Genomic DNA, 25,588 nt, shown 5'->3' with positions numbered 1-25,588 from the left:
CATCCGGGCCCACGCCGAGGCGGACACGCGTGCGCCAGCCGGTCAGCGGCGCGAGTGTGTCCTGTTCGAGATCGATGGCGAGGTCGAAGCCGGTGAGAACACCGCTCGGGCGCGCGAATTTGTCCAGCTGCCCGACGAGGATTTCGCGTTTGAGCCTCTCCTGCGCGGTCGGCGTGATGTGGGAGTAGTCGCAGCACCCGGCGCCCGCTTCCGCAGCAGGGCAGGCCGGGTCCACGCGGTCCGGCGACGGGGTGTCGATGACCTGTGCTTCCCCACGCGCCCAGTTCTTTTTCACCTTGGTCAACGCCACCGATGCGGTGTCGCCCGGAATCGCTCCGGCGACAAAGACGACCCGCCCGTCCGGCGCGTGCGCGATCGCCTCCCCGCCGTGGGCCATCGTCGTCGGTGTGAGCGTGAGAGTGTCACCCACGCTCAGTGCTGGTGAATGCGTGGTGGGTCGGTCGTCCATGTCTCGAGTGCTTGATCTAGTTCTGGTTCAGTTCCGGTCTAGTTCTGCTCTAATTCTGGTCTGGATTCTGGTTCTGCTGCTGTTGCTGTTGCTGCGCCATTGCCTGCTGCAACTGCGCGGCAAGCTGCGCGGGCAGCTCAACCGGTAGGGAGTTGCCGGCCAGCACCGGGGAGCTGCCGCGGTAGATAAAGGAGCGGGCAATGATCTCGTGCGCCAGCTCAGCCAGCTGATCTTCCTTGCCGTGCGGTGCCGCGAGCGTGACACGGTAGAGCCAGCGCGGGCCTTCCACACCGACGATGCGGATGACACCGTTGTCTCCGCGACCCACGACCTCGCGGCCCCACGGTCCTTCCTCGAAGGTGGCGGGCATTCCCTCACCCTGCATCCCCTCGATGATCTCGTCGCTCGACTCTTCCCACATACCGCCGGAATTCGGCGCAGCGAATGCGACCGGAGTGACGCGCCCGAATTCGGTCACGACGTGGAGCATGCGCGGCCCCTGCTCGCCCATCTCCACCTGCACCTGAGAGCCCTTCGGCAGCGGCAGCTGGATCGATCCCAAATTCAGGATGCCTTCAGCGAAATCACTGAAGTCGAAATCCTTGATGTCCACGCTGTCGCCGTCGAATGGACCCGTGTCGCCGCCGATGGCGTCGTGCTCGATTGTGACCGGCCCCGCGTAAGCCTGGGTCTGGGGCTGAACGTGGTCCGCATCCCCTGCCTTGTCCGCCGCAGCGGTTACGAGCTTGGGCTCGGGTTCATTCTCCGATTCGTCCGCCTCGGAAGACTCCTCCTCAGACTCCTTGGAGCTCGCGCCTTCCTGCAGGTCCGTAATGGTGTACTCGGAGCTCGGGTTGCTCGGCTTCTCTGCCTTTTTGGAGCTCGCGCCCTCCTGCAGGTCTGTAACGGTGTACTCGGAGCTCGGGTTGCTCGACTGCTCTGCGTCCTTAGCGTCTGCAGTGAGCTTTTCAGCAGCGTCAGCTGCCTTCTTCTTATTCTTGCCAAACGGCCAAAAACCCATGGTGCTGCGATCTCCTTGTGCTAGTTGTGCTTGTTGTAATCGATCAGTTCACGCCGGTTGAACCGTACCCGCCGGCGCCGCGGACCGTCTCGTCAAGCTCGTCGACCTCGACGAAATCCGGGAGTTCCACCCGCTGAACAACGAGCTGTGCGATACGCATGCCCCGGGTGATCTCGAATGGCGTGTCCTTGTCCGTGTTGAGCAGACACACCATCAGCTCGCCACGGTAGTCCGCATCCACGGTGCCCGGCGCGTTCACGATCGTGATCCCGTGCTTCGCCGCTAGGCCTGAGCGCGGGTGGATCAAGCCGACGGTGCCCAGCGGCAGCGCCAACGCGATCCCTGTCTTTACTAAAACGCGCTCCCCCGGCGCGATCGTGAGATCTTCAGCGGAGTGCAGGTCCACACCGGCATCGCCGCGGTGCGCGCGCTTGGGCACAGGCAGCTCGGGGTCGAGCCGCTTCAACGGGATGGGGCCAATTCCCCCACCGGCGGCGCTTTCATTCGCATGATTCATCGCGTGGTTGGTCACGGCCCCAGACTACGTGACCGCTCCATGCTCTCGCCGTGGCGCAGTATCACGGCGAGCGATTCAAGGATTGTCCCCGTGCTGCTTAACATGGAAGGCGTGACGGACAACGCCAAAGAGAATGTGACCAGCAACCCCGCCGGAGCATCGCAGACTACTTCCGGTTCCCCGGAGGTGCTTTATTCAGAACGCCAGTGGGTGCCCGCGTGGTGGTGGATCATCGGCATCGCGTTCGCCGCATTGCTCGGCGCCCAAATGGGTAATAACCGTGGCTTCTGGTGGTTCGCCATCACCTTTGTTCTCGTCGCCGCGGTGATCGTGTGGTTCCTGCTCCACCTGTCCTCCACCGTGGTGAAGGTGGAGAAGGATAGCGATGGGACCCGCTGGCTGGTGGTGGGAGACGCGAACCTGCCAGACAACGTCGTTAAGCGTTCTCTTGCTGTGCCCAAGTCTGCGAAACAGAACGCGCTCGGGCGTCAGCTCGACCCGGCCGCATATCTCATCCACCATGCGTGGGTTAAGGAGCTCGCCCTCTTCGTGCTCGACGATCCGGAGGACCCCACTCCGTACTGGCTCGTGTCGTCGAAGAACCCGGAGAAACTTCTCCGGGCGTTCGTCCCTGCGCAAGCGGAACAAGCAATCGCCCCGCTGCAGAAGGGCTAGAAACTACTCGCAATCCAGGCAGATCTTCGAACCGTCGGACTCCGTGTGGCCCAGACGGTTGTTCTTCTGCACTAGGAAGCAGGACGCGCAGGTGAACTCGTTCTGCTGCTTCGGCACGACGGAGACGTTGAGCTCCTCGCCGGTCAGATCCACCTGGGGCGGGTCGAAGGCGTCGACGACTTCGCCGTCGTCGTCCATGCTGCTGCCGGCGACTTCCTCGGCCTTGAGCCCCTCGAGCGAATCGGTCTCAATCTCATCGTCGAGTCGTCGGCGGGGCGCGTCGTAATCGGTGGCCACTAGTGGGTCTCCTTTGCCATACATCGTCGCAGCATCAACCGCGCTTTACTGGGTGGAATACCACCCGCTGACGGCCTTTACTGCCTTCTTTCGAGGCGATACTAAATCAACGTGTCCCGTCTGTCATGTTTCTCCCGCGCATTGCGTCTCCGGCGTGTCGCACATGCCACCTCCCGCAGGACCGCACCGCACTCATATCGGCGGGATGACTAGAATCAGCAACCATGAACACTGGGGTGGCTGAAACCAACGAAAACAACGCGCACGCTGCGAAAGAAACACCGCACGCGCACTGCTGCGGAATTGACATCGGCGGCTCTGGTGTCAAAGGCGCCATCGTGGATATGACGACCGGTGAATTCGTCAGCGACCGCGTCAAAATTCAGACCCCGCAGCCAGCCACCCCTGACGCTGTCGCTGAGACGACGGCGGAGATCGTGCGCCAGCTCGGTTGGGACGGCCCCGTGGGCATCTGCCTGCCATCGGTGGTCACCAACCAGATCGCACGCACCGCCGCCAATATCGACGACTCGTGGATCGGCACCAACGTCCACGATCTTTTCGCACGCCACCTACCGGGCCGCGAGCTCGCAGTGCTTAACGACGCTGATGCAGCCGGCTTGGCCGAAGTCGCCTTCGGCGATGAAGCCGCCCGGACCGGTGCCGTCATGTTCCTCACCTTCGGCACAGGCATCGGCTCTGCATTCCTCATGAACGGCGAGCTCTTCCCCAACACAGAGCTGGGGCACATGATGGTCGACGACAAGGAGGCCGAGCACCAAGCCTCCTCCGCAGTGCGTGACCGCGAAGAGCTGAGCTACAAGAAGTGGGCCAAGCGCGTGGACCGTGTTCTGGCCGAGTACGCGCGACTGTTCAATCCGTCCGCTTTCGTCGTCGGCGGCGGGATCTCCCGCAAGGCAGACAAATGGGTGCCACTGCTCACCATCGACACTCCCGTCATTCCGGCCACGCTCCGCAACCGTGCCGGAATCGTCGGTGCCGCGATGGCCGTGTGGAAGGACATCACTCCGTAACTTCCTCACCCCAAAGCTCCACCGCACACTGAAATTAATGACTTTCACAAGGTGGCGCTCACTGAGTGTGCGTGCGTATGCTGTAGGGTTGTTCAATAACTTAGCGGTTCCAGTGCTGGCAGATGACATTTCTGCCAGGGCTTGTACCGCGCCGTAACACATGGACGCAGGAATAGACTCCGCCTCTCCGCGTTGATACTGCCGCCACCGCAGTCCCGTATTGTGGTGACGCACCAACGAAGAGAAGCGGCGAGCTCATGAAAGGTCGTACGTGGCAGCGAGCACCCCATCTAAAAACCAGAGCCCTGAGAACAGCGCTGACGCATCCGGGGACACCGGCGCCACTTCGCCTGCCCGCAAGACCGCCGCTAAAAAGACGACGGCGAAGAAAACTGCCAAGAAAGCAGTGAAGAAGGCAGCGAAGAAGACTGCTAAGAAGACCGCCAAGAAAACGGCGAAAAAGACCGCGAAGAAGACAACCAAGAAAACCACCAAGAAGACGGTGAGGAAGTCTGCCGCCAAGAAGACTGTGCGCAAGTCTGCCGCGGCGAAGGTCGAGGCCCCGGACGAGTCCGCCGAGTTCGACGAGAGCGCTGAAGACGACGACGATCTCGACGACGACATGCTCGATGCGGATATCGACGGCGCTGATCTCGATGACGACATGGACGACGATCTCGACGAAGACAACCTCGGCGACGAGGAATTCGAGGACGACCTCGATGACGAAGAGGTTGTCGACGCTGCCATCGAAGACGAGGACGAGGAAGACGACTCCGAGGATGTCGTGCCCGAGCTCGGCGAAGAAGACGGTTCTAAGAAGGCCCCGGCTAGCAGCGACGATGATGACGATGACGACTCTGCCGCGCCGTCTGTCTGGGATATCGAGGAATCCGCTGCCCTGCGCCAGGCGCGCAAGGATGCGCAGCTGACTGCGTCCGCCGACTCCGTTCGTGCCTACCTCAAACAGATCGGTAAGGTCGCCCTGCTCGACGCTGAGCAGGAGGTGTCCCTGGCCAAGCGCATCGAGGCAGGTCTGTACGCTCAGTACCGCCTGGACGAGATGAAGCGCGCCGCCGACGAAGGCGACAAGGACGCCAAGCTCAGCCCGGCTATGAAGCGCGACCTGCGCGCCGTCGCCCGCGACGGCCGCAAGGCGAAGAACCACCTGCTGGAGGCAAACCTTCGTCTCGTGGTCTCCCTGGCGAAGCGCTACACCGGCCGCGGCATGGCCTTCTTGGACCTGATTCAGGAAGGCAACCTCGGTCTCATTCGCGCCGTGGAGAAGTTCGACTACTCCAAGGGCTACAAGTTCTCCACCTACGCCACGTGGTGGATCCGTCAGGCGATCACCCGCGCGATGGCTGACCAGGCCCGCACCATTCGTATTCCGGTGCACATGGTCGAGGTCATCAACAAGCTCGGCCGCATCCAGCGTGAGCTTCTGCAGGACCTCGGCCGCGAGCCGACTCCGCAGGAGCTGGCGAAGGAAATGGACATCACCGAGGAGAAGGTGCTCGAGATCCAGCAGTACGCGCGTGAGCCGATCTCTTTGGACCAGACCATCGGCGATGAGGGCGACAGCCAGCTCGGCGACTTCATTGAGGATTCTGAGGCTGTCGTCGCGGTGGACGCCGTGTCCTTCACCCTGCTGCAGGACCAGCTCCAGGACGTGCTCCACACGCTCTCCGAGCGCGAGGCCGGCGTTGTGCGCCTGCGCTTCGGGCTTACCGACGGCATGCCTCGCACCCTCGACGAGATCGGCCAGGTCTACGGCGTGACCCGCGAGCGCATCCGCCAGATCGAGTCCAAGACGATGTCGAAGCTGCGCCACCCCTCGCGTTCTCAGGTGCTGCGCGACTACCTCGACTAGTCAACGCGCTCTCGACGCGAAAGCCCGTAGGCCCAGGCTTCTCACATGCCGGGGACCTACGGGCTTTTCTACCTCCCGCTATTAGATCCCCTCTTCACCGTTGAGATCGAATTTCCAGACTGGGTCGAATTCGTGGTTGACCGGGTCGTAGCCGAGGAGCAAATACGTCGCATCGCGGAAATGGCCGGTGTGCTCGCCACAGTAGGAAAGATCGATGTCTTCATATTCCTCGACATATTCACGTTTTTCTTCCCATTCCAACCAGAACACTTGTCCAGCCGGATTCATGACAGCGATGCCAGGAACGTCGAAAATCCGGTTGTGCGAATACTTGTACCTGCCTATGTTGAGAGTTGCATCAACGCAGATTTCACTGTCTTCGCCGTCGAGTTTGCTTTCCCCGAACGGACTGACGTCCACGTCTGTGAGCGCCAACTTGGCCTGCTCCAGTTGCAACGACTCAATGGATCCCCCGTCCCCCAGAGCCCCCGCTCTCGCGAGCAAATGGGTGTAGTTCTGCCCCGCAACGCTGACCGTTGTATCGACCGGCACATCATCGTCGTTGCTGGGTGCTTCTCCCGCCGCGATATCGGACAGATCCGATAGTTTGCTTGCAATCGGGTACAACGGTTCGCACGATGCCGCAACAGTCAATTGAAGGTCTTCCAACCCAGGACGGTCGGTATTCATCATGCACCACGGGTCGTTCGAATCGTCCGATTTCGTCTCATCCCATCCGGAGACGAAATACGAAAGGGCTCTGCCTTCCTTCGGTTCTTCGTCGAGATGGAGTTCGACGGCGATATCGCCTTCGGCCGTTTCAAACCATCCGGAACAGTAATCATCTGACAAGTTCGGCTGGTACACATCTTTCCAAGCGACAGAATCATAAAACTCGTCTCCGAGCTCGCAGGTCGCCATTTTGCCGTCCACGAATGTGTGGTCGACGGCACGCTGGTCGATTTCTGAGACTTTGTCCCGCTGAATCCAAACCACTGCCCCGCCGATCACCGCGACAAGCAGAACGATAGAGAGCACAGGAAGAAGGACACTAGGTTTCTTGGGTCGCTGCGGTGCCGTTGGAGGGCCAGGAGGGACATTCGGATTCTGGGGCGGGAAAGAATTCGGTTGGCCCGGGGTGTCCTGGACCCCGGGTTCTACTGCGTGGTTCGTCGGTTGCTGCACCTGGTGCGTCTCATCAGAAGCGACCGGCTGTTGCTGCGGCGACTGGTAAAGCGGGTACGGGGCTGTTGGACGGTCCCCAGGGGAGTATGGGGTTGGCTGGCCGTAATAGATGCCGCCGCCCGGCGGCATCGAGGTCGGACCCTGCGGGAACCCGGCACCCGGCCCGCGGGAGAAGCCGGGAGGAGTCGGCGGGACATTGCCGGCATCGTTTCCGTTCGGCCTACCTTCTGTGCCCTGCACTTCTCCTCTTTCCGCAACACGCCACCGGCGCAGTCGTCCGTGGACTGAAAAACGGTTGTGACCACAGAGACATTACCTGGAAATAGCGGAATTCTCTCGGCGGGTTTTTCTACGGTAGCGCGTCAACAGAAGGCGAATAATCCGAGCTAAGTGCTTTCGGTGAACCGGCCGTCGGGGTGCTTTTCGATCTGTTCGTTGAACTCGTCCGGGCCGATGGGGGCTGGATCGTCGAAGTCGGTGTAGCTGCCCGGTTCGTCGTAAAGCATGGAGATGAGAATCACGGCAATGAGGATGGAGACGATGAGCGCGCACACATTGAGGACGATGCCGATGATGGCGGGTATGAGTCCGCCGCGGCGCAGACCCCGGCGTTTCTGGCTGATCCCGATGGCGCCAAATATGATTCCGGCGATCGCGGAAATTGAACCGAGGATGATGAACCACCACGAGGTGAGAATCGTGGCGATGCCGATGACCAGAGACGCGATGGCGAAACCATTGCTGCGGGGCTGCCCGTTGTAGTGGTCCGCGTAGCCCGAAGGAAGGTATGAATTCGGGCCGTGGGGGTTGTAACGCCCGTACGCGTCAACAGGGCCCTGTTCAAAAGGCTGGCCGTAGCCGTCGAACTGTCCGGCACGCTCGTGGGAGTAGCCGCCGTAAGGTTCGTTCAGTGGATCCCGCGGGCTGCGCGGGTAACCAGCGCCGTAAGGATTCGGGTGCACCATGGTGTGGCCGACTTTACCACTGCTGTAGGTACCTGATTCTTTCCCTGAGCTGATCGGCGGAGCACAGTGCGGTAGGCGGACCGCCGCAGGCTTTGCGCACCTCGGTGTGGATCGCACCGTGTGGGCGGCCGGTGCGCGAGGCCATGATGGACACGCGCGTGTTCAACTCTTGCCGGAGCGCGGGAATGTCCTCCGACGCGACACCGCTACCACCCGTGGCGCTAGCTGCCCCGACGGGTTTCTCCGGTGAGGCCGGTGGACGCGCTTCCCGCTCTTTCGCGGCGGCGGCTTCTTTGGCCCGGCGCGCTTTCTCCTCTGCCTCGCGGGCGTCGAGCTGCTCGGATTGGCGTTTGCGCAGAAGCGTCTTCACCTGTTCAGCGTCGAGGAGGCCGGGCAGGCCGAGGAAGTCTTGTTCCTCGTCGGTTCCGGTCATCGTCGGAGTGCCGTAGGTGGAACCGTCGAAGATGAGGGAATCGAGCTCCGCTGAGGCACCAATGGATTCGTATTTCGAAGCCTCATCGGGCTCGCTTCGCTTCTGGTTGGCCTGCTCCAGCAATTCGTCGGACCAACCGGATTCGCGGTGCGGTTTGCCCAGCACATGGTCGCGGGAGACTTCCATTTCTTCGGCGAGGCGCAGCAGGACCGGCACCGACGGCAGGAAGATCGAAGCGGATTCGCCGGGCATGCGGGAACGCACGAAGCGGCCGATCGCCTGCGCAAAGAACAGCGGCGTCGACGCCGAGGTCGCGTACACACCTACCGCCAGGCGCGGCACGTCGACGCCCTCGGAGACCATGCGGACGGCCACGAGCCATTCGTCCTGGGAGGAGGAGAACTCGGCAATGCGTTTCGACGACCCCGGTTCGTCGGAAAGCACCACAGTCACGGGAGTGCTGCTGATGGTCTCCAGGATTTTCGCGTACGCGCGCGCCGTCGTGGTGTCCGTGGCAATCACGAGGCCGCCGGCGTCCGGCATGTGGCCGCGGACCTTCGTCAAACGGGTTTGCGCGGCCTGGAGCACCGCGGCGATCCAATCGCCCTTCGGGTCCAACGCGGTCTTCCACGCGCGCGCTGTCTGCGCCGCATCCAGCGGCTCGCCCAGCCGTGCGGAGTATTCCTCCCCCGCCGAGTCCTTCCACTGCGCCTCACCGCTGTAGGCGAGGAAGACGACGGGGCGCACCACACCGTCGGCAAGCGCTTCGGCGTAGCCGTACGTGTAGTCCGCCTGGGACACGAGATGCCCCTCGCCGTCTTCTTCGTAGGTGACGAATGGGATCGCGGAATCGTCGGAACGAAACGGCGTGCCTGTCAGCGCGAGGCGGTGATCGACATCGTTGTACGCCTCACGCACGCCGTCGCCCCAGCTCTTGGCATCGCCGGCATGGTGGATCTCATCCAAAATCACCAGCGTGCGGCGCGACGACGCCACCGCGTGGTGTTTGAACGGGTGCATGCCCACCTGCGCGTAGGTGACCACGATGCCGTCGTAGGCCGGGTTCACCGCAGACGAATTAGTGAACTCCGGGTCGAGCGACAGCCCGAAGCGCGCTGCGGCCTGTGACCACTGGACCTTCAGGTGTTCCGTGGGCACCACGACGATGATGCGTTCGACGGTCTTCTCCGCGTGCAGCGTGCTCGCCAGCGTCAACGCGAAGGTTGTCTTACCCGCGCCTGGCGTAGCCACGGCGAGGAAGTCCTTCGGCTTCGTGGCGGTGAAAAGGTCAAGGGCCTCCTGCTGCCATTGGCGCAGAGACGGCCCTTTGCCCGGTGCTGCGGATGTCACTTGCGGCGCAGCCCCTTGTAAATGCGCTCGCAGTCGGGGCACACCGGGGAGTCGGGCTTGGCCTGCTTCCGCACGGGGAAGGTCTCACCGCACAACGCGACGACCATGTCACCGCTGATGGCGGAGTGCACGATCTTGTCCTTCTTCACATAGTGGAAGAAGTCCGGGGTGTCATTGCCCTGCGAAGTGTCTTCGCGGACATCGGGCCGTTCAATCGTCTTCGTCGTTGTCTGCGTCACGCACACCATCATGCCTCATTGCCCGAACCATGTTTAAAAACCGTGTTGCTGGCTGCTCGCGGAAGTGCACGCGGCACGTCTACCCTTGGTTGCCATGAGCACAGCAGGCGGACCCAACGATCCTTCCGTCGTCGACGGGGATGCGGTGAGCTCGCCCGGCAAGCGCTTTTCCCGTCGCAAGGCCGCGTTGATCACGTCCGCGAAGCGTTCGCCGCAGGAGAATCTGCGGTCGCGCGAGCGTGCTTACCTGATCATGCAGGGCATGCGCTTGCCGTTCGTGTTCCTGTCCATCGCGGCAGTGATGTGGTGGCATAACTGGGTGCTCGCGATCATTTTCTTCGCTATCTCGATTCCGCTGCCATGGATTTCGGTGGTGGTGGCCAATGACGGCAACGAGGTGCGCGATAAACGTTCGCGAAACGTATACAAGCCCGCCGCCGCCCGCCAGCAACAGCTCGCGGCCGCCCGCCAACAGCAGCTCACCGAACGAGCGCACACAGACAACACCCCAGAGACGATCGACCACGAGGATTAAGGAGCTATCCGTGCATCCCACCGACATCGCGGGCGAGTTGATCCGCGAATTCACTTCCGCCGGGTTCACCTCGGATTCCATCGCCGCGCACCTCGGCCCCGACGCCATGGAGGCGCTCTTCCGCGGGGAGCCCGGCGCGGTTGTAGAGGCGTGCGATGATTCGCGCTTGTCGGGCCTCGTCCGCTTCTTCCTCGTGCGCGAAAAGATGACAGCGGAACAGCTCTCCGAGTTCCTTCCGGCACGGCTCGTTCTTTCGCTTATCGACGCCGCCGTGGTCTCCCCTACCCCCTCCGGCGACCTGGAAATCGCATTGGACATCCGGCCCCACATCATTGCCGGGCGCGACCGGTTCATTTTCTCTGACCTGGATGCCTCCATGACCGACCACGTGCCAGGCCCCGACCACGTTCTCGGTGTCGGTGCGGCGAGCTTGTCGTTGCTGTCCGCCACGCCGCTGACTCCCGTCGACTCAGTGCTCGACTTAGGAACCGGCTCCGGTGTGCAGGCTCTGGCGCAGTCGGGTTGTGCTGAACGCGTGGTGGCCACGGATGTCCATGAGCGCGCCCTTATTCTCGCCGATGCCACGATGGCCGGCGCTGAGGCGACCAATGTGGACCTGCGCCACGGCTCCTGGTTCGAGCCCGTCGAAGGCGAGCGTTTCGACCGCATCGTGGCCAACCCGCCCTTTGTCGTGGGCCTGCCCGAGGTCGGCCACGTCTACCGCGATTCCGGCCTCGACTTGGACGGTGCCACCGAACTCGTTGCGTCCTCTGCCCCCGACTACCTGGAAGACAGCGGTTCGGCTTTCATCCTGGGCTCCTGGGTACACACCAGCGAACAGTCGTGGGAGCAGCGCGTGGCGAGCTGGTTCCCCTCCACCGGTGTCTCCGCGTGGGTGCTGCAGCGCGATGTCGTGGACCCCGCGCTATACGTCTCCACATGGCTCAAGGACGAGTCCGTCGACCCCCGCTCCGCCAACGGGATCGCCCGCACCCGGCAGTGGCTCGCCCACTTCCGCGAAGAAGACGTTCGCGCCGTCGGGTTCGGCTGGATCTTCATCCGCAAGATCGGCAACGCCCCCACAGAAGTCGTGACTGAAACGCTTTCCCAACCGTTCACAGACCCGCTCGGCCCAGAGGTCGAGGAGTATTTCGTGAGAATGGAGTGGCTGCGGGAGACGTCGATAAGCGATGTGCTCGATGCGCGCTATGCGCTGCGTCCCGGCATCGCCCTCGAAGATGTCAGCCTCGCCGACGCCGAGACCGGCATGGGATTTGCCCCCGAGGTCAAACGCATCACGCGTACCGACGGCCCCCGTTTCAGTCACGAGATCGACGACGCGGTCGCCGCGATCATCGCCGGACTCAACCCCGACGGGCTGCCGCTGCGCGACATCGTCTCCCTCTGGGCCGCCTCCCACGGACTCGACGACGATGCCGAAGAAGCACTCGCCCACGACGCCGCCGGAGTCATCGTCGACCTGATCCGCCACGGCTTCGTCCTCCCCGCCGACCTCATCAGCCTGAACAGCTAGCCGAAAGGATCCCCAATGAAAGCCGTGCTCACCCGTGTCACACAGGCCTCCGTCACCGTCGACGGTGAGACCGTCGGAGCCATCGACTGCCCCGACACCGGCGGGATTCTCGCCCTCGTCGGAGTCGGCAACGACGACGCTGACGACGCCTGGGAGACCATGGTGCGCAAAATCGCCGAACTGCGCATTCTCGACGGCGAAGTATCCGCCGAGGACGCAGGCGCACCCGTCCTCCTCGTCAGCCAATTCACTCTCATGGGACGCACCAAAAAAGGCCGCCGCCCGTCATGGTCCGACGCCGCTCCGGGCGATGTCGCCGAACCTGTCATCGCGAAGATCGCGGACGGTTTGCGCGAGCGCGGAATCCACGTCGAAGAAGGCCGTTTCGGGGCAATGATGGAGGTCGCGTCGGTCAACTCCGGACCGTTTACCGTAACTGTTGAAAGCTAAACGCAACCTGCTAAAGTCCCAATCACGGCAACCGCGCATCCGCTCCCCATACCAGACCCGCAGATGAGCTGCACGAATGCACGCAAAAGCGGCAGGGTCTCACCGCGGGAACAATCTGCTCTTGTCCGGCGTTAGAACGATAGATTCGCAAGACTTGAAGGAGCTTTCATCCATGACTCAGCCCAATGTGGATCATGTCGATGACAATGAAGAAAAGGTCGACCGCGGAAGCCGGCGCAATCAGACGAATGACAACCCTTCCGCCGACCTCGTGCGCGTCTATCTCAACGGCATCGGCAAGACCGCATTGCTGAACGCTGAGGAAGAAGTCGAACTCGCCCAACAGATCGAAGTCGGGCTGTACTCCCAGCACCTCCTCGACGACCCTGAGGTGGAACTCACCCGCGCCAAGCGCCGCGACCTGAAGATTCTGGCGAAGGAAGGCCGCAAGGCCCGCTCCCACCTCCTGGAAGCCAACCTGCGCCTCGTCGTCTCCTTGGCCAAGCGCTACACCGGCCGCGGCATGCCGCTGCTGGATCTCATCCAGGAAGGCAACCTCGGCCTCATCCGCGCGATGGAGAAATTCGACTACACCAAGGGCTTCAAGTTCTCCACGTACGCCACTTGGTGGATCCGCCAGGCAATCACCCGCGGCATGGCGGACCAGTCGCGCACGATCCGCCTCCCAGTCCACCTGGTCGAGCAGGTCAATAAGCTCTCCCGCATCCGCCGCGAGATGTACCAGTCCCTCGGCCGCGAACCAACGAATGAGGAGCTGTCGGAAGAGTCCGGCATCGAAGAATCCAAGATCGAAATGCTGCTGCGTCAGTCCCGTGACCCGGTGAGCTTGGACATGCCCGTCGGTGCCGACGAGGAAGCCCCGTTGGGCGACTTCATTGAGGACGCTGAGGCCGCAGACGCTGAAGACGCCGTTGTCTCCGTGCTGCGCCACGATGACATCAACGACATCATCGGCGGACTCGAGCAGCGCGAACAGGATGTCATCCGCCTGCGCTACGGCCTCGACGACGGTGTGCCGCGCACGCTCGACCAGATCGGCCGCAAATTCGGCCTGTCCCGCGAGCGCGTCCGCCAGATCGAACGCGAAGTAATGAGCAAGCTGCGCGTCGGCGACCGCGCCGACCGCCTGCGCGACTACGCGCAGTAGAGCCTCTGCCCTGAACGCACCGCCCAAACGGCGGTGCGTTCTGGGTTACTATGTGCTCTAGTCATAAGCCTCCGTGTGTAAGGATTGAAGGAAGTCTGAAGTGAGAGATCTCGTAGACACCACCGAAATGTACCTGCGCACGGTCTACGAGCTTGAGGAAGAAGGCATCATTCCGCTCCGCGCTCGCATCGCCGAGCGCCTGGACCAGTCCGGCCCCACCGTCTCCCAGACGGTGGCGCGCATGGAGCGCGACGGCCTCATCGTCGTCGAACCGGACCGTTCCCTTTCCCTGACCGAACGCGGCCGCGAACTGGCCACCTCCGTCATGCGCAAGCACCGCCTCGCCGAGTGCTTGCTCACCGACGTCCTGAATCTGGATTTGAGCCAAGTTCACGCCGAGGCCTGCCGTTGGGAGCACGTCATGAGCGAGGACGTGGAACGCCAAATGCTCCGGGTGCTCGACGACCCGACGCGCTCGCCATTCGGCAATCCCATTCCCGCTCTCGACGAGCTTGGCTACACTGCGGCGCCGGAAGAAGACCTCGGGGTACGCGCCAGCGATCTCGAGGTCTCCGAGCCGGTCCACGTGGAGATCGTGCAGATCAACGAAATCCTCCAGCTCGACTCCGAGCACTATTCGTCGATCTGCCGCTTCGGCATCGCCCGCGGAGCACACGTCACTCTCGAGCGCAACGATAATGGCTCACTGGCGCTCGTCACCGAGTCCGGTTCCCGCGTGAACCTCGCACCGGACCTCGAGCACGCGCTTCGCGTCATCCCTGTCCATGGGTAGCAGCTAGGCTGACTAAACGTACTAGCCTCCAACCCTGAAAGAGGGAAATTCATGTCCCGTCTCGTCGTCACCGGCGGCGCCGGCTACGTCGGCAGCATCTGCTCGAAGGTCCTGCTGGAAGAGGGCCACTCGGTCACCATCGTCGATAATTTTTCGACCGGCAACCGCGATGCCGTGCCCGAGGGAGCCACGCTCGTCGAGGGCGACATCAACGACGTCATCGACGACGTGCTTTCCGGTAGCCCAGTCGATGGTGTCCTCCACTTCGCCGCCCGGTCGCTAGTCGGCGAGTCCGTGGAAAAGCCCGACGAATACTGGCGCGACAACGTGGGCACCACGCTGGCATTGCTGAACTCCATGCGCGCTCATGACGTGACCAACCTCGTGTTCTCCTCCACCGCCGCGACGTACGGTGAACCGGAGCGTGTCCCGATCACCGAAGACATTCCCACTGCCCCGACGAATGCCTACGGCGCGACAAAGCTGGCCATCGACTACGCCATCACCTCCTATGCCGCCGCATTCGGGCTGGGTGCAACGAGTTTGCGCTACTTCAACGTGGCAGGTGCTTACGGCGGCCTCGGCGAGAACCATGCGACGGAGACCCACTTGATTCCGTTGGTGCTCCAGGTGGCGCAGGGCAAACGCGAGAAGATCTTCATGTACGGCGACGACTGGCCTACCGCTGACGGCACCTGCGTGCGCGACTACATCCACATCCGCGACCTCGCCGACGCACACCTACTCGCCCTGCAGTCCAATACGCCAGGCAAGCACCGCATTTTCAATCTCGGTTCCGGCGACGGCTATTCCGTCAAGGAAGTCATCGAGGCGTGCCGACGCGTCACCGGTCATCCCATTCCTGCAGAAATCGCTCCCCGGCGCGCTGGCGATCCAGCAACACTGATCGCGTCCTCCCAGCGCGCGAAGGATGAACTTGGGTGGACCCCCACCCGCACCGACCTCGACCAGATCGTGGCGGACGCGTGGGAGTACACCCAGTCCCGTTAGCTACGCGCTGGCCGCCTGGTCCCCGTATTCCTCGTCGGGATCGTCGAAATCATCGGCTTCGTCATCGTCGCGGCCGAGATCGTTGAACTCGTCGCCGTCGCCTTCGGCGGCGTTTCCGATGATGTGCGCGCACGCCAATTCGCACCCTTGCAGAATCGTGGTGACGAGGTGCTGCTGCTGGCCGGCGGCGAGAATCTCTTGGCAGATCGCTGACATGGAGTGCCTGGGCATGTCCTCCTGCGCGGTCGCCAGCGCCGCCGACGCCCAAGAAGACAAGCCCTTGCTAATGGCGACGATCGCCCACAGGCTCAGCGCATTCGCACGGATCACACCGTCGAATGTCCGGGCCACGGCAAGCAGCGCCGCCGCTGATTGCTCGGGGTACCGCACCGCGGTGCCGATGACGCAGTCCCGCAGCATCGAGCGCGACAACACCGTCACGAGTGCGAAAAGATCGTCGGTGTCTGAGAAAACGCTGTCCAGGCTCGGTCGTCCGTCTGAAGCGATGAGTGGCTGAGCCGGGGCGTTGCGCAGCGCGGCCATTGCTTCCCGCACGTATTCGCCGGGGGTGGACGCGCCGCGGCCGATCTGGCGGCGCAGCGCATCGGCGCACAAACGCGCCTCCCGGATGAACGCCGCGACCTCAATGTCTTCCCCGCCGAGCGTCACCCATCCCGTGTGAGAGTCCTGCTCGAAGTACTCGAATGTGTCGGCACGGTTCAACGCTGGAAGGATCCCGTTGTCGCGCCACGCACGCATCGCCGGCGAGTTGACCACAGACGCCACCGTGCCGCGGTCCCATTTCAAGTCGGGCCAGTTCCGGTTCATGTCTTCCGGGTCGGGCCCGAAGACCATCTCGTACGGGGTGCCCTGGGCGATTTCGGAGACGTGCCACAATACGTCGATAAGCGGTTCGCCGCCTGGACGCGTCAGCTCTTCCAGCCCGTGGGCGGCACTGGTCGCGAGTTCACCGAGCGGCGTCCTGGTCACCATGACGCCGAGGAAGGCGACGCAGCGCTCCACCGGCGCCGTCTCCAAGAAGCTGCCCAACTGGCCGGCGTGCGAGAGATCCGCCCTCATCACCGGCCCCAGCATGAGCTCCCCACCTTTCACGTCGTCCGGGACGAGACCGATCACGACGACGGATTCCTGCGGGTAATAGCCGAGCGTGCCGGGAATGGTCGCGATGATGGTCGCCGGGTCGTCCACGGAACCGATGTCGTCGGTCCACGGATCGAAATTCGGGTTGTTCGAGTTTGTCGGTTTCTGTTGTCCTGAGAATGAATGTGTCATGCCCTATTGGACTTCCCCACCCCCCGGATCGGTTCCCAGGAAAGCAGAACTGGGGAGCGCGGCGGGGGTGCGTCGATAAGCGAAGCTGTGCTTTCCCGGACAATGCGGGATGTGCGTTACCACCTATCGCGTGGGGTCCGTAAGGTGGGAATGAAACCTGACACCCACGGTGTTGTACTGGGTGTTAGTTCACAAGAAGGAGGATGTCACACACATGACGTCAGACGATCAGCGGCACATGTACGAGCTGGAGTACCCGGCTCCCGCCGTGGAAGACGGCGCGTCCTCTGGCCCCACCCTCATCGTGGCCATGCAGGGCTACGCCGACGCGGGGCACGCCGTCGAGGGCGCGGCCGGGCATCTGAAGGACGCGCTCGATTCGCGCACGCTCGCCACGTTCAACAACGACGAGCTCATTGACTACCGCTCGCGCCGCCCCATGGTGACGCTGAGCCAGCACGAGATCAGCGACGTCGACGACATCGACCTAGACATCCGCGTGCTGCGCGATTCCAAGGGCGAGTCCTTCCTGCTGCTGTCCGGCCCAGAGCCCGACCTGCGCTGGGAGGCGTTCTCGAAATCGGTGGCGGATCTCGCCGACCGCTTCAACGTGGACAAGACCATTTGCCTGTATTCCGCGCCGATGGGTGCGCCGCACACGCGTCCGCTCGTCGTGTCCGCGCACGGCAACGACCGCGAACTCGTCGGGAAGATGTTCACGTTCGACGGCATGGTGTCCGTTCCAGGCGCCGCCGCCGTGATGATCGAGCGCGAATTGCACTCCCGCGGCCGCCGCGTTGCGGGCTACACGGCGCACGTTCCGCATTACGTCGCGTCTTCGCCGTATCCGCAGGCTGTCTACCAGTTGCTGCAATCCGTTTCGGATACGTCGGACTTGAAGTTCCCGCTGGGCGCGATCGAGCGCGACATGGAACGCGTCGCGCAGCAGCTCGCCGAGCAGACGAATAATTCCGAGGAGATCGCCAACGTCGTCGGCCAGCTCGAGCAGCACTACGACTCGGAGATGGCATCCTACCGCAAGAAGAATCCGCAGAAGATGATGCCGGGCGAGGCGCAGGTGCCCAGCGGCGAGGAGATCGGCGCGGCGTTCGAGAATTTCCTCGCGGCCATCGACGACCGCGACAAGACGCTCGGCCCGGGCGACGACATCGATATGCCGGACGACGACGAGTAGCCGCGCGCCTTTAGTACCGTGGGTGAGGTGACTTCCAACGCCTCAGCACCGACGCTCGGAGATTCCATTGCGGATCTCGAGAACGTCCCGAGCACGCTTATCGACGACGCAGTCTGGGACTCTTTCACCTCCTGGACCTCCTCGCGCGGGATCTCGCTGTATCCGGCACAGGAGGAAGCGTCGCTGGCTCTGTTGTCCGGTGACAATGTCATCTTGGCCACGCCCACTGGGTCCGGTAAGTCGATGGTGGCTAACGCTGCGCACTTCATCGCCATGGCGCGCGGCCAGCGGTCTTTCTACACCGCGCCGATCAAGGCGTTGGTGAGCGAGAAATTCTTCTCCCTGTGCGAGATTTTCGGCCCGGAGAATGTCGGCATGATGACCGGCGACGCCACCGTCAACGGCGATGCCCCGATCATTGCGGCTACTGCTGAGATCGTGGCCAATATCGCGCTGCGCGAGGGCGCTAAATCCGACATCCGCCAAGTCGTGATGGACGAGTTCCACTACTACTCCGAGCCCGACCGTGGCTGGGCGTGGCAGGTGCCGCTGCTGGAGTTGCCGAAGGCGCAGTTCTTGCTCATGTCCGCGACCTTGGGCGACACGAAGTGGCTCGAAGACGACCTGACCCGCCGCACGGGCCGCACAACTACTTATGTCGGCGGCTCCGAGCGCCCCGTGCCGCTGGACTTCCACTATGTGTTCACGCCCGTCCACGACACCATTGAAGAGCTGCTTTCCGACGGTAAGGCGCCCGTCTACGTCGTGCATTTCTCCCAGCGTGAGGCGACCGAGCGCGCGCAGGCGCTCACGTCGATGTCCATCATTACGCCCGAGAAAAAAGAAGCGATCCGCGACGCCATCGGCGATTTCCGCTTCACCACCACCTTCGGCAAGACCCTGTCGAAGCTGCTGCGCCGCGGTATCGGTATCCACCACGCGGGCATGCTGCCGAAGTACCGCCGTCTCGTCGAGCGTCTCGCCCAGGCGGGCCATTTGAAGGTCATTTGCGGAACGGACACGCTCGGCGTGGGCATCAACGTGCCGATCCGTACCGTGCTCATGACCGGGCTGGCGAAATTCGATGGGACGAAGCAGCGCATCGTGAAATCCCGCGAATTCCACCAGATCGCCGGACGCGCGGGCCGCGCCGGTTACGACACGGAAGGCACCGTCGTCGTCGAAGCGCCCGAGCACGAAATCGAGAACGTGAAACTCCGCCGCAAGGCCGGCGACGACCCGAAGAAACTGAAGAAGATCCGCAAGAAGGCCCCGCGCGACGGCGAAGTCTCGTGGTCGGAGAAGACGTTCAACCGGCTCACCGAAGCTGAGCCGGAGGAGCTGACCAGCCAATTCACTGTGTCGAACTCGATGCTGCTCAACGTCGTCGCACGTCCCGGCGACGGTTACGAGCACATGAAGCACTTGCTGCGCGACAACCACGACACCCGCGCCAAACAGAACCGCGACATTCTCACCGCCGTCGATCTCTTCCGCGGGCTCATCGCCGCCGAGGTCGTCGAGCGCACCCCGGATTCTCCCGCGTTCCGCCCGTACACGCTGACTGCGGAGCTCGACCGGGACTTCGCGCTCAACCAGCCACTGTCGCCGTTCGCGCTCGCGTTTTTGACGTTGCTCGACCCAGCCTCGGAAACCTACGACTTGGACGTCATCTCCACATTCGAGGCGATTCTCGACGATCCGCGCCAGCTCCTCCAAGCCCAGCAATCCGCGGCGCGCGGCGAGGAAATCGCCGCACTCAAGGCCGACGGCGTCGACTACACCGAACGCATGGCGCTCATCGAGGACGTCACCTACCCGCAGCCGCTGCGCGACGAGCTCGAGGACGCCTACGAGACCTTCGTGCAAGGCAATCCGTGGGCGAAGGAATTCGACCTCTCCCCCAAATCGGTCGTGCGCGACATGATCGAGCACGCGATGACATTCTCCGATGTCATCGCCACATACGGTCTCGCGCGCAGCGAAGGCGTCGTCCTGCGCTACCTCACCGACGCATGGCGCACACTGTCGCATTCCATCCCCGACGCGTACATGACAGAGCGTCTCGACGACATCATCGTGTGGCTCGGCGAGCTCATCCGCCAGGTCGATTCATCGCTTATCGACGAATGGGCCCACATGGCCGACGAGAACACCCCCATCAGCCGCGACGATCTGGAACGCGAACTGGCCTTCGGCGTGGAAGATCCGACCGCTCTGACTGCCAATCGCCGCGCCTTCACCATCATGGTGCGCAATTATTTCTTCCGCATGGTCGAGCTCTTCGCCTTCGAGAAGGAAAAAGAGCTCGCCGACATGCTCGACTACATGGAGCTGGCCGACCAGCCCGACTGGCCTGCACTCATGGACGATTATTTCGACGACTACGATGACGTCGACTTGGACGCCGATGCCCGCGGACCCGAGTACTTCGTGCTTGCCGACACGGACTCCCGCAGCTGGACTGTCACTCAGATCGTCAAAGACCCTGAAGGCGACAATTCTTTCCAATTGCACGGCACCGTTGACCTTGATGCTTCCGATGCCGCCGGCGAAGTCCGCCTGAGCTCTCTTGAAATGCGCCATTAAGTATTTCTGCTATTTTCCCGCACCAACCTATTAATCCTTGTAGTTTTTGAAGATATGAGTAATAAGGAGTACCGCCCGACGCTGGCTCAAATCCGCACCTTCGTGACCATTGCCGAACACCGGCACTTCGGCACCGCGGCCAGCCATCTGCAGATCTCCCAGCCATCCCTGTCCCAGGCACTCGTCGCCTTGGAATCCGGCTTGGGAATCCAGCTCATCGAGCGCTCGACGCGCAAAGTCATCGTCACCCCCGTCGGCGAACGCCTCCTCCCCTACGCCCAAGCCACGCTCGAAGCCGCCGAATCCTTCGTGCAGCACTCCCGCGGCGCCCAAGGCATTCTCAACGGGCAACTCACGCTCGGCATCATTCCCACCATCGCGCCGTACCTACTGCCAGAATTTCTGCGCCTCGCCCAAGAGCGCTACCCGGACCTTGAACCGAAAGTCGTCGAGGAGACGACCCCGGCGCTCATGGAGCAACTGCGCAACGGCCAGCTCGACGCCGCACTCATCGCCTTTCCCTCCGGCACGACCGGCCTCGACGAAATTCCCCTCTACACCGAGGACTTCGCCATCGCCGTGAACGAAACCAACGGCCTCGCCGGCCGCAGCGACGTCGCACTCGCCGAACTCGACGCTCTCGACATGCTCCTCATGGACGACGGCCACTGCCTGCGTGACCAGATCATGGACCTGTGCCGCACCGCCAACCTCGACGTAGCCGGAATGACCGAATCCGTCACCCGTGCGTCCTCACTGACCACCATCATCCAGCTCGTCGCCGCCGGCTACGGTGCCACGCTGCTCCCTGTCTCCGCCGTCCCCGTCGAATGCGCGCGCCCCAACGTCGCTGTCGCGCACTTCGCCGACGATGTCACCGCCTCACGCGACATCGGACTCGTGCACCGCTCATCGTCCACGCGCACCGAGGAATTCACTGCCCTCGGGGAGCTGATTGCGGAAGCGTTCCACGCGACCGTCGATAAGCGCGCATAGCCACCGCACGACGGCTGCTCGCACGCGGGTAGACTCGCGCGTTGACTATGACGAACCCTGAACTCACCCGCGACGAGCTCTACCGCCGCCTCGACGAGCTGCCCATCGCCAGCGTCCGGCGTTTCAAGCGGCGCCTGAAAAAGGCACGTTCTCCGCACGCGCTTGGCCAGATCAGCGCTGACATGGATGCAGAGGCGGGGAAAGTAGCGGACGTCGATAAGCATGTGCCCGCGATCGAGTACCCCGAATCCCTCCCTGTCTCCGCGCGGCGCGACGACATCATGGAGCTCATCCGAGACAACCAGGTCGTCGTCATCGCTGGTGAGACCGGCTCCGGCAAGACCACGCAGATCCCAAAGATGCTCCTCGAGCTCGGGCGCGGACGCCGCGGCCTGATCGGCCACACCCAGCCGCGCCGTATCGCCGCGCGCACCGTTGCCGAACGCATCGCCCACGAACTCGGCCAAGACATCGGCGAGACCGTCGGCTACGCCATCCGCTTCGACGACCGCGTTACCGACACCACCGCCGTCAAACTCATGACCGACGGCATTCTCCTCGCCGAAATGCAGCGCGACCGGTTCCTGAACGCCTACGACACGATCATCATCGACGAGGCCCACGAGCGGTCGCTCAATATCGACTTCCTCCTCGGCTACCTCAAACGCCTGCTGCCTGCGCGGCCCGACCTGAAAGTGATCATCACCTCCGCGACCATCGACCCCGAGCGCTTCGCCGCGCACTTCGCTGACGCTTCCGGCGAACCCGCGCCCATCATCGAAGTCTCCGGGCGCACCTACCCAGTGGAAATCCGCTATCGGCCGCTGGAGACGGAAGTGGTCGCCAAGGACGGAAGCACTAAGGTCGTCGACATCGACATGCTCGACGGGCTTATCGACGCGCTGAAAGAACTCATGCGCGAAGGCGACGGCGACATCCTGTGCTTCTTCGCCTCCGAGCGCGATATCCGCGACGCGATGGAAGTCATCGAGAAACAGCACTGGCGCGGCGTCGAAGTCACTCCCCTGTTCGGCCGCCTGTCCAATGCCGAGCAGCACCGCGTGTTCTCACCGCACTCCGGCCGCCGCATCGTGTTGGCCACCAATATCGCAGAGACATCGCTGACCGTGCCGGGCATCCACTATGTCGTGGACACCGGCCTTGCGCGCATCTCGCGCTACTCCACCCGCACCAAGGTCCAGCGTCTCCCCATCGAGGAGATCTCGCAGGCCAGCGCCAATCAGCGTTCCGGCCGCTCGGGCCGCACCGCCGACGGCATCGCCATCCGCCTCTACTCCGAAGACAATTTCAACGCGCGCCCCGAATTCACTGACCCGGAAATCCTGCGCACTAACCTGGCCAGCGTCATCCTCCAGATGATCAATCTGCGGCTCGGCGATATCTCCGAATTCCCCTTCGTGCAGCCGCCCGAACCGAAAGCAGTCCGCGACGGTCTCCTGCTCCTGAAGGAGCTGGGCGCCATCAAAGACTCGCGCGACCACGCTGAACCTGCGCTGACCGGTGTCGGCCGCGATATCGCACGCATTCCCGTCGACCCGCGCATGGCGCGCATGCTCGTCGAAGCCGACCGGCTCGGTGTGCTCCGCGACGTGACCATCATCGTCGCCGCCATGACCATTCAGGACGTCCGCGAACGCCCCCTGGAATACCAGGCGCAGGCTGACCAGGCGCACGCCCGCTTCAAGGACACGACCTCCGACTTCCTCGCGTCTTTGAATCTCTGGGACTACATCAAGGACTCGCGCGACGAACTGTCCGGCAATGCTTTCCGCAAACGCATGAAGAAGGAATTCCTCCACTACATGCGAATCCGCGAGTGGTTCGACCTTGTGCGCCAGCTCCGCGACGCTGAAGCGCAGCTCGGGTGGAAGAATGTGTCGTCTGCCGTCGATGCTGCCGACCGCGACACCAACGCGATCCATCAGTCGCTACTTACCGGGCTGCTGTCCAATATCGGTGCTCGCGACGGAAACTCCAAGGAATTCAAGGGCGCCCGCGGGACCCGCTTCATGGTTTTCCCGGGTTCCGCGCTGGCGAAGAAACCGCCGGAATTCGTGATGGCGGCCGAGCTCGTCGAGACGTCGCGCCTCTGGGCGCGCGATGTCGCCGCGATCGACCCGTCGTGGGTGGAAAAGATCGCCCGCGACCTTCTCAAGCACTCCTATTCCGAACCGGTGTGGTCGCAAAAGCGCGCCGCGCCGATGGTGCACCAGAAGTCGATGCTCTACGGAGTCACCGTCGTCGCTGACCGCCTGGTTCCGTACCACCGCGTCGACATGGAGGCTGCCCGCGACCTGTTCATCCGCCACGCGCTTATCGACGGCGAGTGGAATGCTCACCATAAATTCTTGAAGCACAACGCGGCTCTGCTCGAAGAAGCCGCTGCCGTCGAGGAAAAGGTGCGCCGCCGCGGCATCGTCGTCGACGAAGACACCCTGTTCGACTTCTACGACCAGCGCATCCCCGACGACATCGGGACCGGCCGTCACTTCGACGCATGGTGGAAGAAGAAGCGCCAGCACGACGCGTCTTTCCTCGACTTCGACCCCGAGGCATTGCTTAACGACGCCTCCCCCGACGCCGGCGACACCGCCTTCCCCGACACTTGGCGCCACGGCTCCATCGACTACGACCTCCAGTACAAATTCGAGCCCGGCGACCCCTTCGACGGTGTGACGGTGCTCGTCCCCGTTCCTCTCCTCGCGGGACTCGAAGACACCGGTTTCGACTGGCTCGTGCCCGGACTACGCGAGGAACTGGTCACCGAACTCATCCGTTCTCTTCCGAAAGCGCTGCGCAAAACGGTTGTCCCGGCCCCGGAATTCGCCGACCGGGCGATGGGCAAGCTCGTCCCGTTCGAAGCTCCCATCACCGAACAACTCGCCGACGTTTTGCAATCTCTCGGCGGCCACGGCATCAACGGGTCCGACTTCCGCCCCAATGCGCTACCGGCGCACCTCACGATGACCTTCGCCGCCGTCGACCGCCGCGGCAAGATCATCGATCACGACAAGAGCCTCAGCGCTCTCAAAAACCGCCAGGCTGGCCACATTACGTCTTCTGTGGCCAAGGCGACGAAGAAAGCGGAATCCGACTCCGCCAAAGACTGGACTGCCGATACCCTCGGCGACGTGCCTGAAACCGTCACTACGACGATCGAAGGCAACGACGTCGATGCGTATCCCGCCCTGGAAGCGACTGCCGACGGCGTTCGCGTCAAGGTCTTCCCCACCAAGGCTGCCGCCGACGCCTCCATGATGACGGCCACGCTAACTATGCTGATGCGCCAGATCCCCGTCAACGTTTCCCACATGACGAAGGGGTTGCCGTTGCGGCAGCGTGTGGCCGTCGATAAGTATCCCCACGGTGGTGCCGCTGGACTCGTCGAGGATGCGCGCGTGGCCGCAATCCGCGACCTCATGATGAAAAATGGCGGCCCCGTGCGCACTCCCGACGAGTTCAAGACACTGCTGGGCGCGGTCAAACCCCAGGTTCCTGGTGCCGTTCGCCGCTCCGTCGTCGCACTCGCCGGCGGAATTGTCGAATACGTCAACATCGCCGCCGAAATCGACAATTGGGACGGCCCCGCCATCGACGACATTAAGCAGCAAATGCGCTTCCTGCTGCCGAAGAACGCGATCACGATTCACGGCACCGAGAATCTCCAGCACCTGCCGCGCTATATGTCGGCGATCCAAGCGCGTCTCGACGACATGAACCTCGACCCCGACCGCGATGCCGACCGCCAATCCGTTATCGATGACGTCAAGGCATACCGCGATGCCAAGCTCCAACGCCTGCCCGCTAACCGCGCGAAATCCCGGGCAGTCAAAGACATCAATTGGCGAATCCAAGAGCTGCGCGTGAGCCTGTTCGCCCAGCGTCTGGGTACTGCGAAGCCGGTGAGTCCGCGGCGCATCGAGAAGATGATCGACAAGCTCTAGC

22 protein-coding genes are annotated in these 25,588 nt (G+C 62.9%); 13 read left to right on the top strand and 9 right to left on the bottom strand.

Annotated features, from left to right (window positions below; genetic code table 11):
- The 3 genes from J5Y21_RS08065 to dut all read right to left on the bottom strand — a co-directional run.
- The coding region (locus tag J5Y21_RS08065; protein ID WP_210574274.1) for a TRAM domain-containing protein at positions 1-469 on the bottom strand (469 nt) is incomplete at its 3' end.
- A 49-nt stretch (positions 470-518) separates the two neighbouring features.
- Positions 519-1,490, bottom strand: a complete 972-nt coding sequence (locus tag J5Y21_RS08060; protein ID WP_246875074.1) for a DUF3710 domain-containing protein — start codon at positions 1,488-1,490, stop codon at positions 519-521.
- A gap of 43 nt (positions 1,491-1,533) precedes the next feature.
- Entirely contained in the window at positions 1,534-2,007 is a 474-nt protein-coding gene (gene dut, locus J5Y21_RS08055) for a dUTP diphosphatase (RefSeq protein WP_210574287.1), read from the bottom strand.
- A gap of 111 nt (positions 2,008-2,118) precedes the next feature.
- On the opposite strand from dut, the gene J5Y21_RS08050 reads away from it, so the two are divergent.
- Positions 2,119-2,682: a DUF3093 domain-containing protein gene (locus J5Y21_RS08050; protein WP_349236973.1), complete on the top strand. Its 564-nt coding sequence runs from the start codon at positions 2,119-2,121 to the stop codon at positions 2,680-2,682.
- Positions 2,683-2,685: 3 nt separating this feature from the next.
- Here J5Y21_RS08050 and J5Y21_RS08045 read toward each other — a convergent pair whose 3' ends face one another.
- The gene (locus tag J5Y21_RS08045) at positions 2,686-2,979 is read right to left on the bottom strand and encodes a DUF4193 domain-containing protein (protein WP_210574272.1); all 294 of its coding nucleotides are present in this window, start codon (positions 2,977-2,979) and stop codon (positions 2,686-2,688) included.
- A gap of 224 nt (positions 2,980-3,203) precedes the next feature.
- On the opposite strand from J5Y21_RS08045, the gene ppgK reads away from it, so the two are divergent.
- Both ppgK and J5Y21_RS08035 read left to right on the top strand, forming a co-directional pair.
- Positions 3,204-4,013, top strand: a complete 810-nt coding sequence (ppgK, locus tag J5Y21_RS08040; RefSeq protein ID WP_210574270.1) for a polyphosphate--glucose phosphotransferase — start codon at positions 3,204-3,206, stop codon at positions 4,011-4,013.
- A gap of 271 nt (positions 4,014-4,284) precedes the next feature.
- The gene (locus J5Y21_RS08035; protein ID WP_210574269.1) at positions 4,285-5,886 is read left to right on the top strand and encodes an RNA polymerase sigma factor; all 1,602 of its coding nucleotides are present in this window, start codon (positions 4,285-4,287) and stop codon (positions 5,884-5,886) included.
- Between the two features lie 81 nt (positions 5,887-5,967).
- On the opposite strand, the gene J5Y21_RS08030 is transcribed toward J5Y21_RS08035, so the two are convergent.
- From J5Y21_RS08030 to J5Y21_RS08015, 4 genes are all read right to left on the bottom strand, one after another.
- Positions 5,968-6,924: a hypothetical protein gene (locus tag J5Y21_RS08030; protein ID WP_210574267.1), complete on the bottom strand. Its 957-nt coding sequence runs from the start codon at positions 6,922-6,924 to the stop codon at positions 5,968-5,970.
- Between the two features lie 533 nt (positions 6,925-7,457).
- The gene (locus J5Y21_RS08025) at positions 7,458-8,036 is read right to left on the bottom strand and encodes a DUF4190 domain-containing protein (protein ID WP_210574265.1); all 579 of its coding nucleotides are present in this window, start codon (positions 8,034-8,036) and stop codon (positions 7,458-7,460) included.
- Between the two features lie 13 nt (positions 8,037-8,049).
- On the bottom strand, positions 8,050-9,819 hold the full coding sequence (locus J5Y21_RS08020) for a DEAD/DEAH box helicase (RefSeq protein ID WP_210574263.1): 1,770 nt from the start codon (positions 9,817-9,819) through the stop codon (positions 8,050-8,052).
- On the bottom strand, positions 9,816-10,067 hold the full coding sequence (locus J5Y21_RS08015; protein WP_210574285.1) for a DUF3039 domain-containing protein: 252 nt from the start codon (positions 10,065-10,067) through the stop codon (positions 9,816-9,818). The genes J5Y21_RS08020 and J5Y21_RS08015 overlap by 4 nt, the downstream gene beginning before the upstream one ends.
- Before the next feature lie 85 nt (positions 10,068-10,152).
- Between J5Y21_RS08015 and J5Y21_RS08010 the strand changes: the two genes are divergently transcribed.
- From J5Y21_RS08010 to galE, 6 genes are all read left to right on the top strand, one after another.
- Positions 10,153-10,593 (top strand): DUF3099 domain-containing protein, encoded by a 441-nt coding sequence (locus J5Y21_RS08010; protein WP_210574261.1) that lies wholly within the window; start codon positions 10,153-10,155, stop codon positions 10,591-10,593.
- Between the two features lie 10 nt (positions 10,594-10,603).
- Positions 10,604-12,127: a class I SAM-dependent methyltransferase gene (locus J5Y21_RS08005; RefSeq protein ID WP_349236972.1), complete on the top strand. Its 1,524-nt coding sequence runs from the start codon at positions 10,604-10,606 to the stop codon at positions 12,125-12,127.
- Between the two features lie 15 nt (positions 12,128-12,142).
- A complete protein-coding gene (gene dtd / locus J5Y21_RS08000) occupies positions 12,143-12,577 on the top strand; it encodes a D-aminoacyl-tRNA deacylase (RefSeq protein ID WP_210574259.1) in 435 nt (144 codons plus the stop codon).
- Between the two features lie 172 nt (positions 12,578-12,749).
- A complete protein-coding gene (locus J5Y21_RS07995) occupies positions 12,750-13,745 on the top strand; it encodes a sigma-70 family RNA polymerase sigma factor (protein ID WP_210574257.1) in 996 nt (331 codons plus the stop codon).
- A gap of 100 nt (positions 13,746-13,845) precedes the next feature.
- The gene (locus tag J5Y21_RS07990; protein ID WP_210574255.1) at positions 13,846-14,538 is read left to right on the top strand and encodes a metal-dependent transcriptional regulator; all 693 of its coding nucleotides are present in this window, start codon (positions 13,846-13,848) and stop codon (positions 14,536-14,538) included.
- Positions 14,539-14,589: 51 nt separating this feature from the next.
- The gene (galE, locus tag J5Y21_RS07985) at positions 14,590-15,549 is read left to right on the top strand and encodes a UDP-glucose 4-epimerase GalE (protein WP_210574253.1); all 960 of its coding nucleotides are present in this window, start codon (positions 14,590-14,592) and stop codon (positions 15,547-15,549) included.
- On the opposite strand, the gene J5Y21_RS07980 is transcribed toward galE, so the two are convergent.
- On the bottom strand, positions 15,550-16,842 hold the full coding sequence (locus J5Y21_RS07980) for a DUF4192 domain-containing protein (protein WP_210574251.1): 1,293 nt from the start codon (positions 16,840-16,842) through the stop codon (positions 15,550-15,552).
- Between the two features lie 214 nt (positions 16,843-17,056).
- Here J5Y21_RS07980 and J5Y21_RS07975 point away from each other — a divergent pair, with 214 nt between their 5' ends.
- Genes J5Y21_RS07975 through hrpA form a run of 4 tightly spaced genes read left to right on the top strand, consistent with a single transcriptional unit; the run spans position 17,057 to position 25,587 of the window.
- Positions 17,057-18,037, top strand: a complete 981-nt coding sequence (locus J5Y21_RS07975) for a PAC2 family protein (RefSeq protein ID WP_210574250.1) — start codon at positions 17,057-17,059, stop codon at positions 18,035-18,037.
- Positions 18,038-18,064: 27 nt separating this feature from the next.
- Positions 18,065-20,626 carry a DUF3516 domain-containing protein gene (locus J5Y21_RS07970; RefSeq protein ID WP_349236971.1) on the top strand — a complete coding sequence of 854 codons (2,562 nt, stop codon included), beginning with the start codon at positions 18,065-18,067 and terminating at the stop codon, positions 20,624-20,626.
- Between the two features lie 54 nt (positions 20,627-20,680).
- Positions 20,681-21,622 (top strand): hydrogen peroxide-inducible genes activator, encoded by a 942-nt coding sequence (locus J5Y21_RS07965; protein ID WP_210574248.1) that lies wholly within the window; start codon positions 20,681-20,683, stop codon positions 21,620-21,622.
- 47 nt (positions 21,623-21,669) lie between these two features.
- Positions 21,670-25,587: an ATP-dependent RNA helicase HrpA gene (hrpA, locus tag J5Y21_RS07960; protein ID WP_210574247.1), complete on the top strand. Its 3,918-nt coding sequence runs from the start codon at positions 21,670-21,672 to the stop codon at positions 25,585-25,587.
- Position 25,588 lies beyond the last annotated feature (1 nt).

Origin of the sequence: Corynebacterium sp. Marseille-P3884 (assembly GCF_017942225.1) — a bacterium.
Lineage (GTDB): Bacteria > Actinomycetota > Actinomycetes > Mycobacteriales > Mycobacteriaceae > Corynebacterium.
This window is presented reverse-complemented; position numbering and strand designations above follow the sequence as displayed.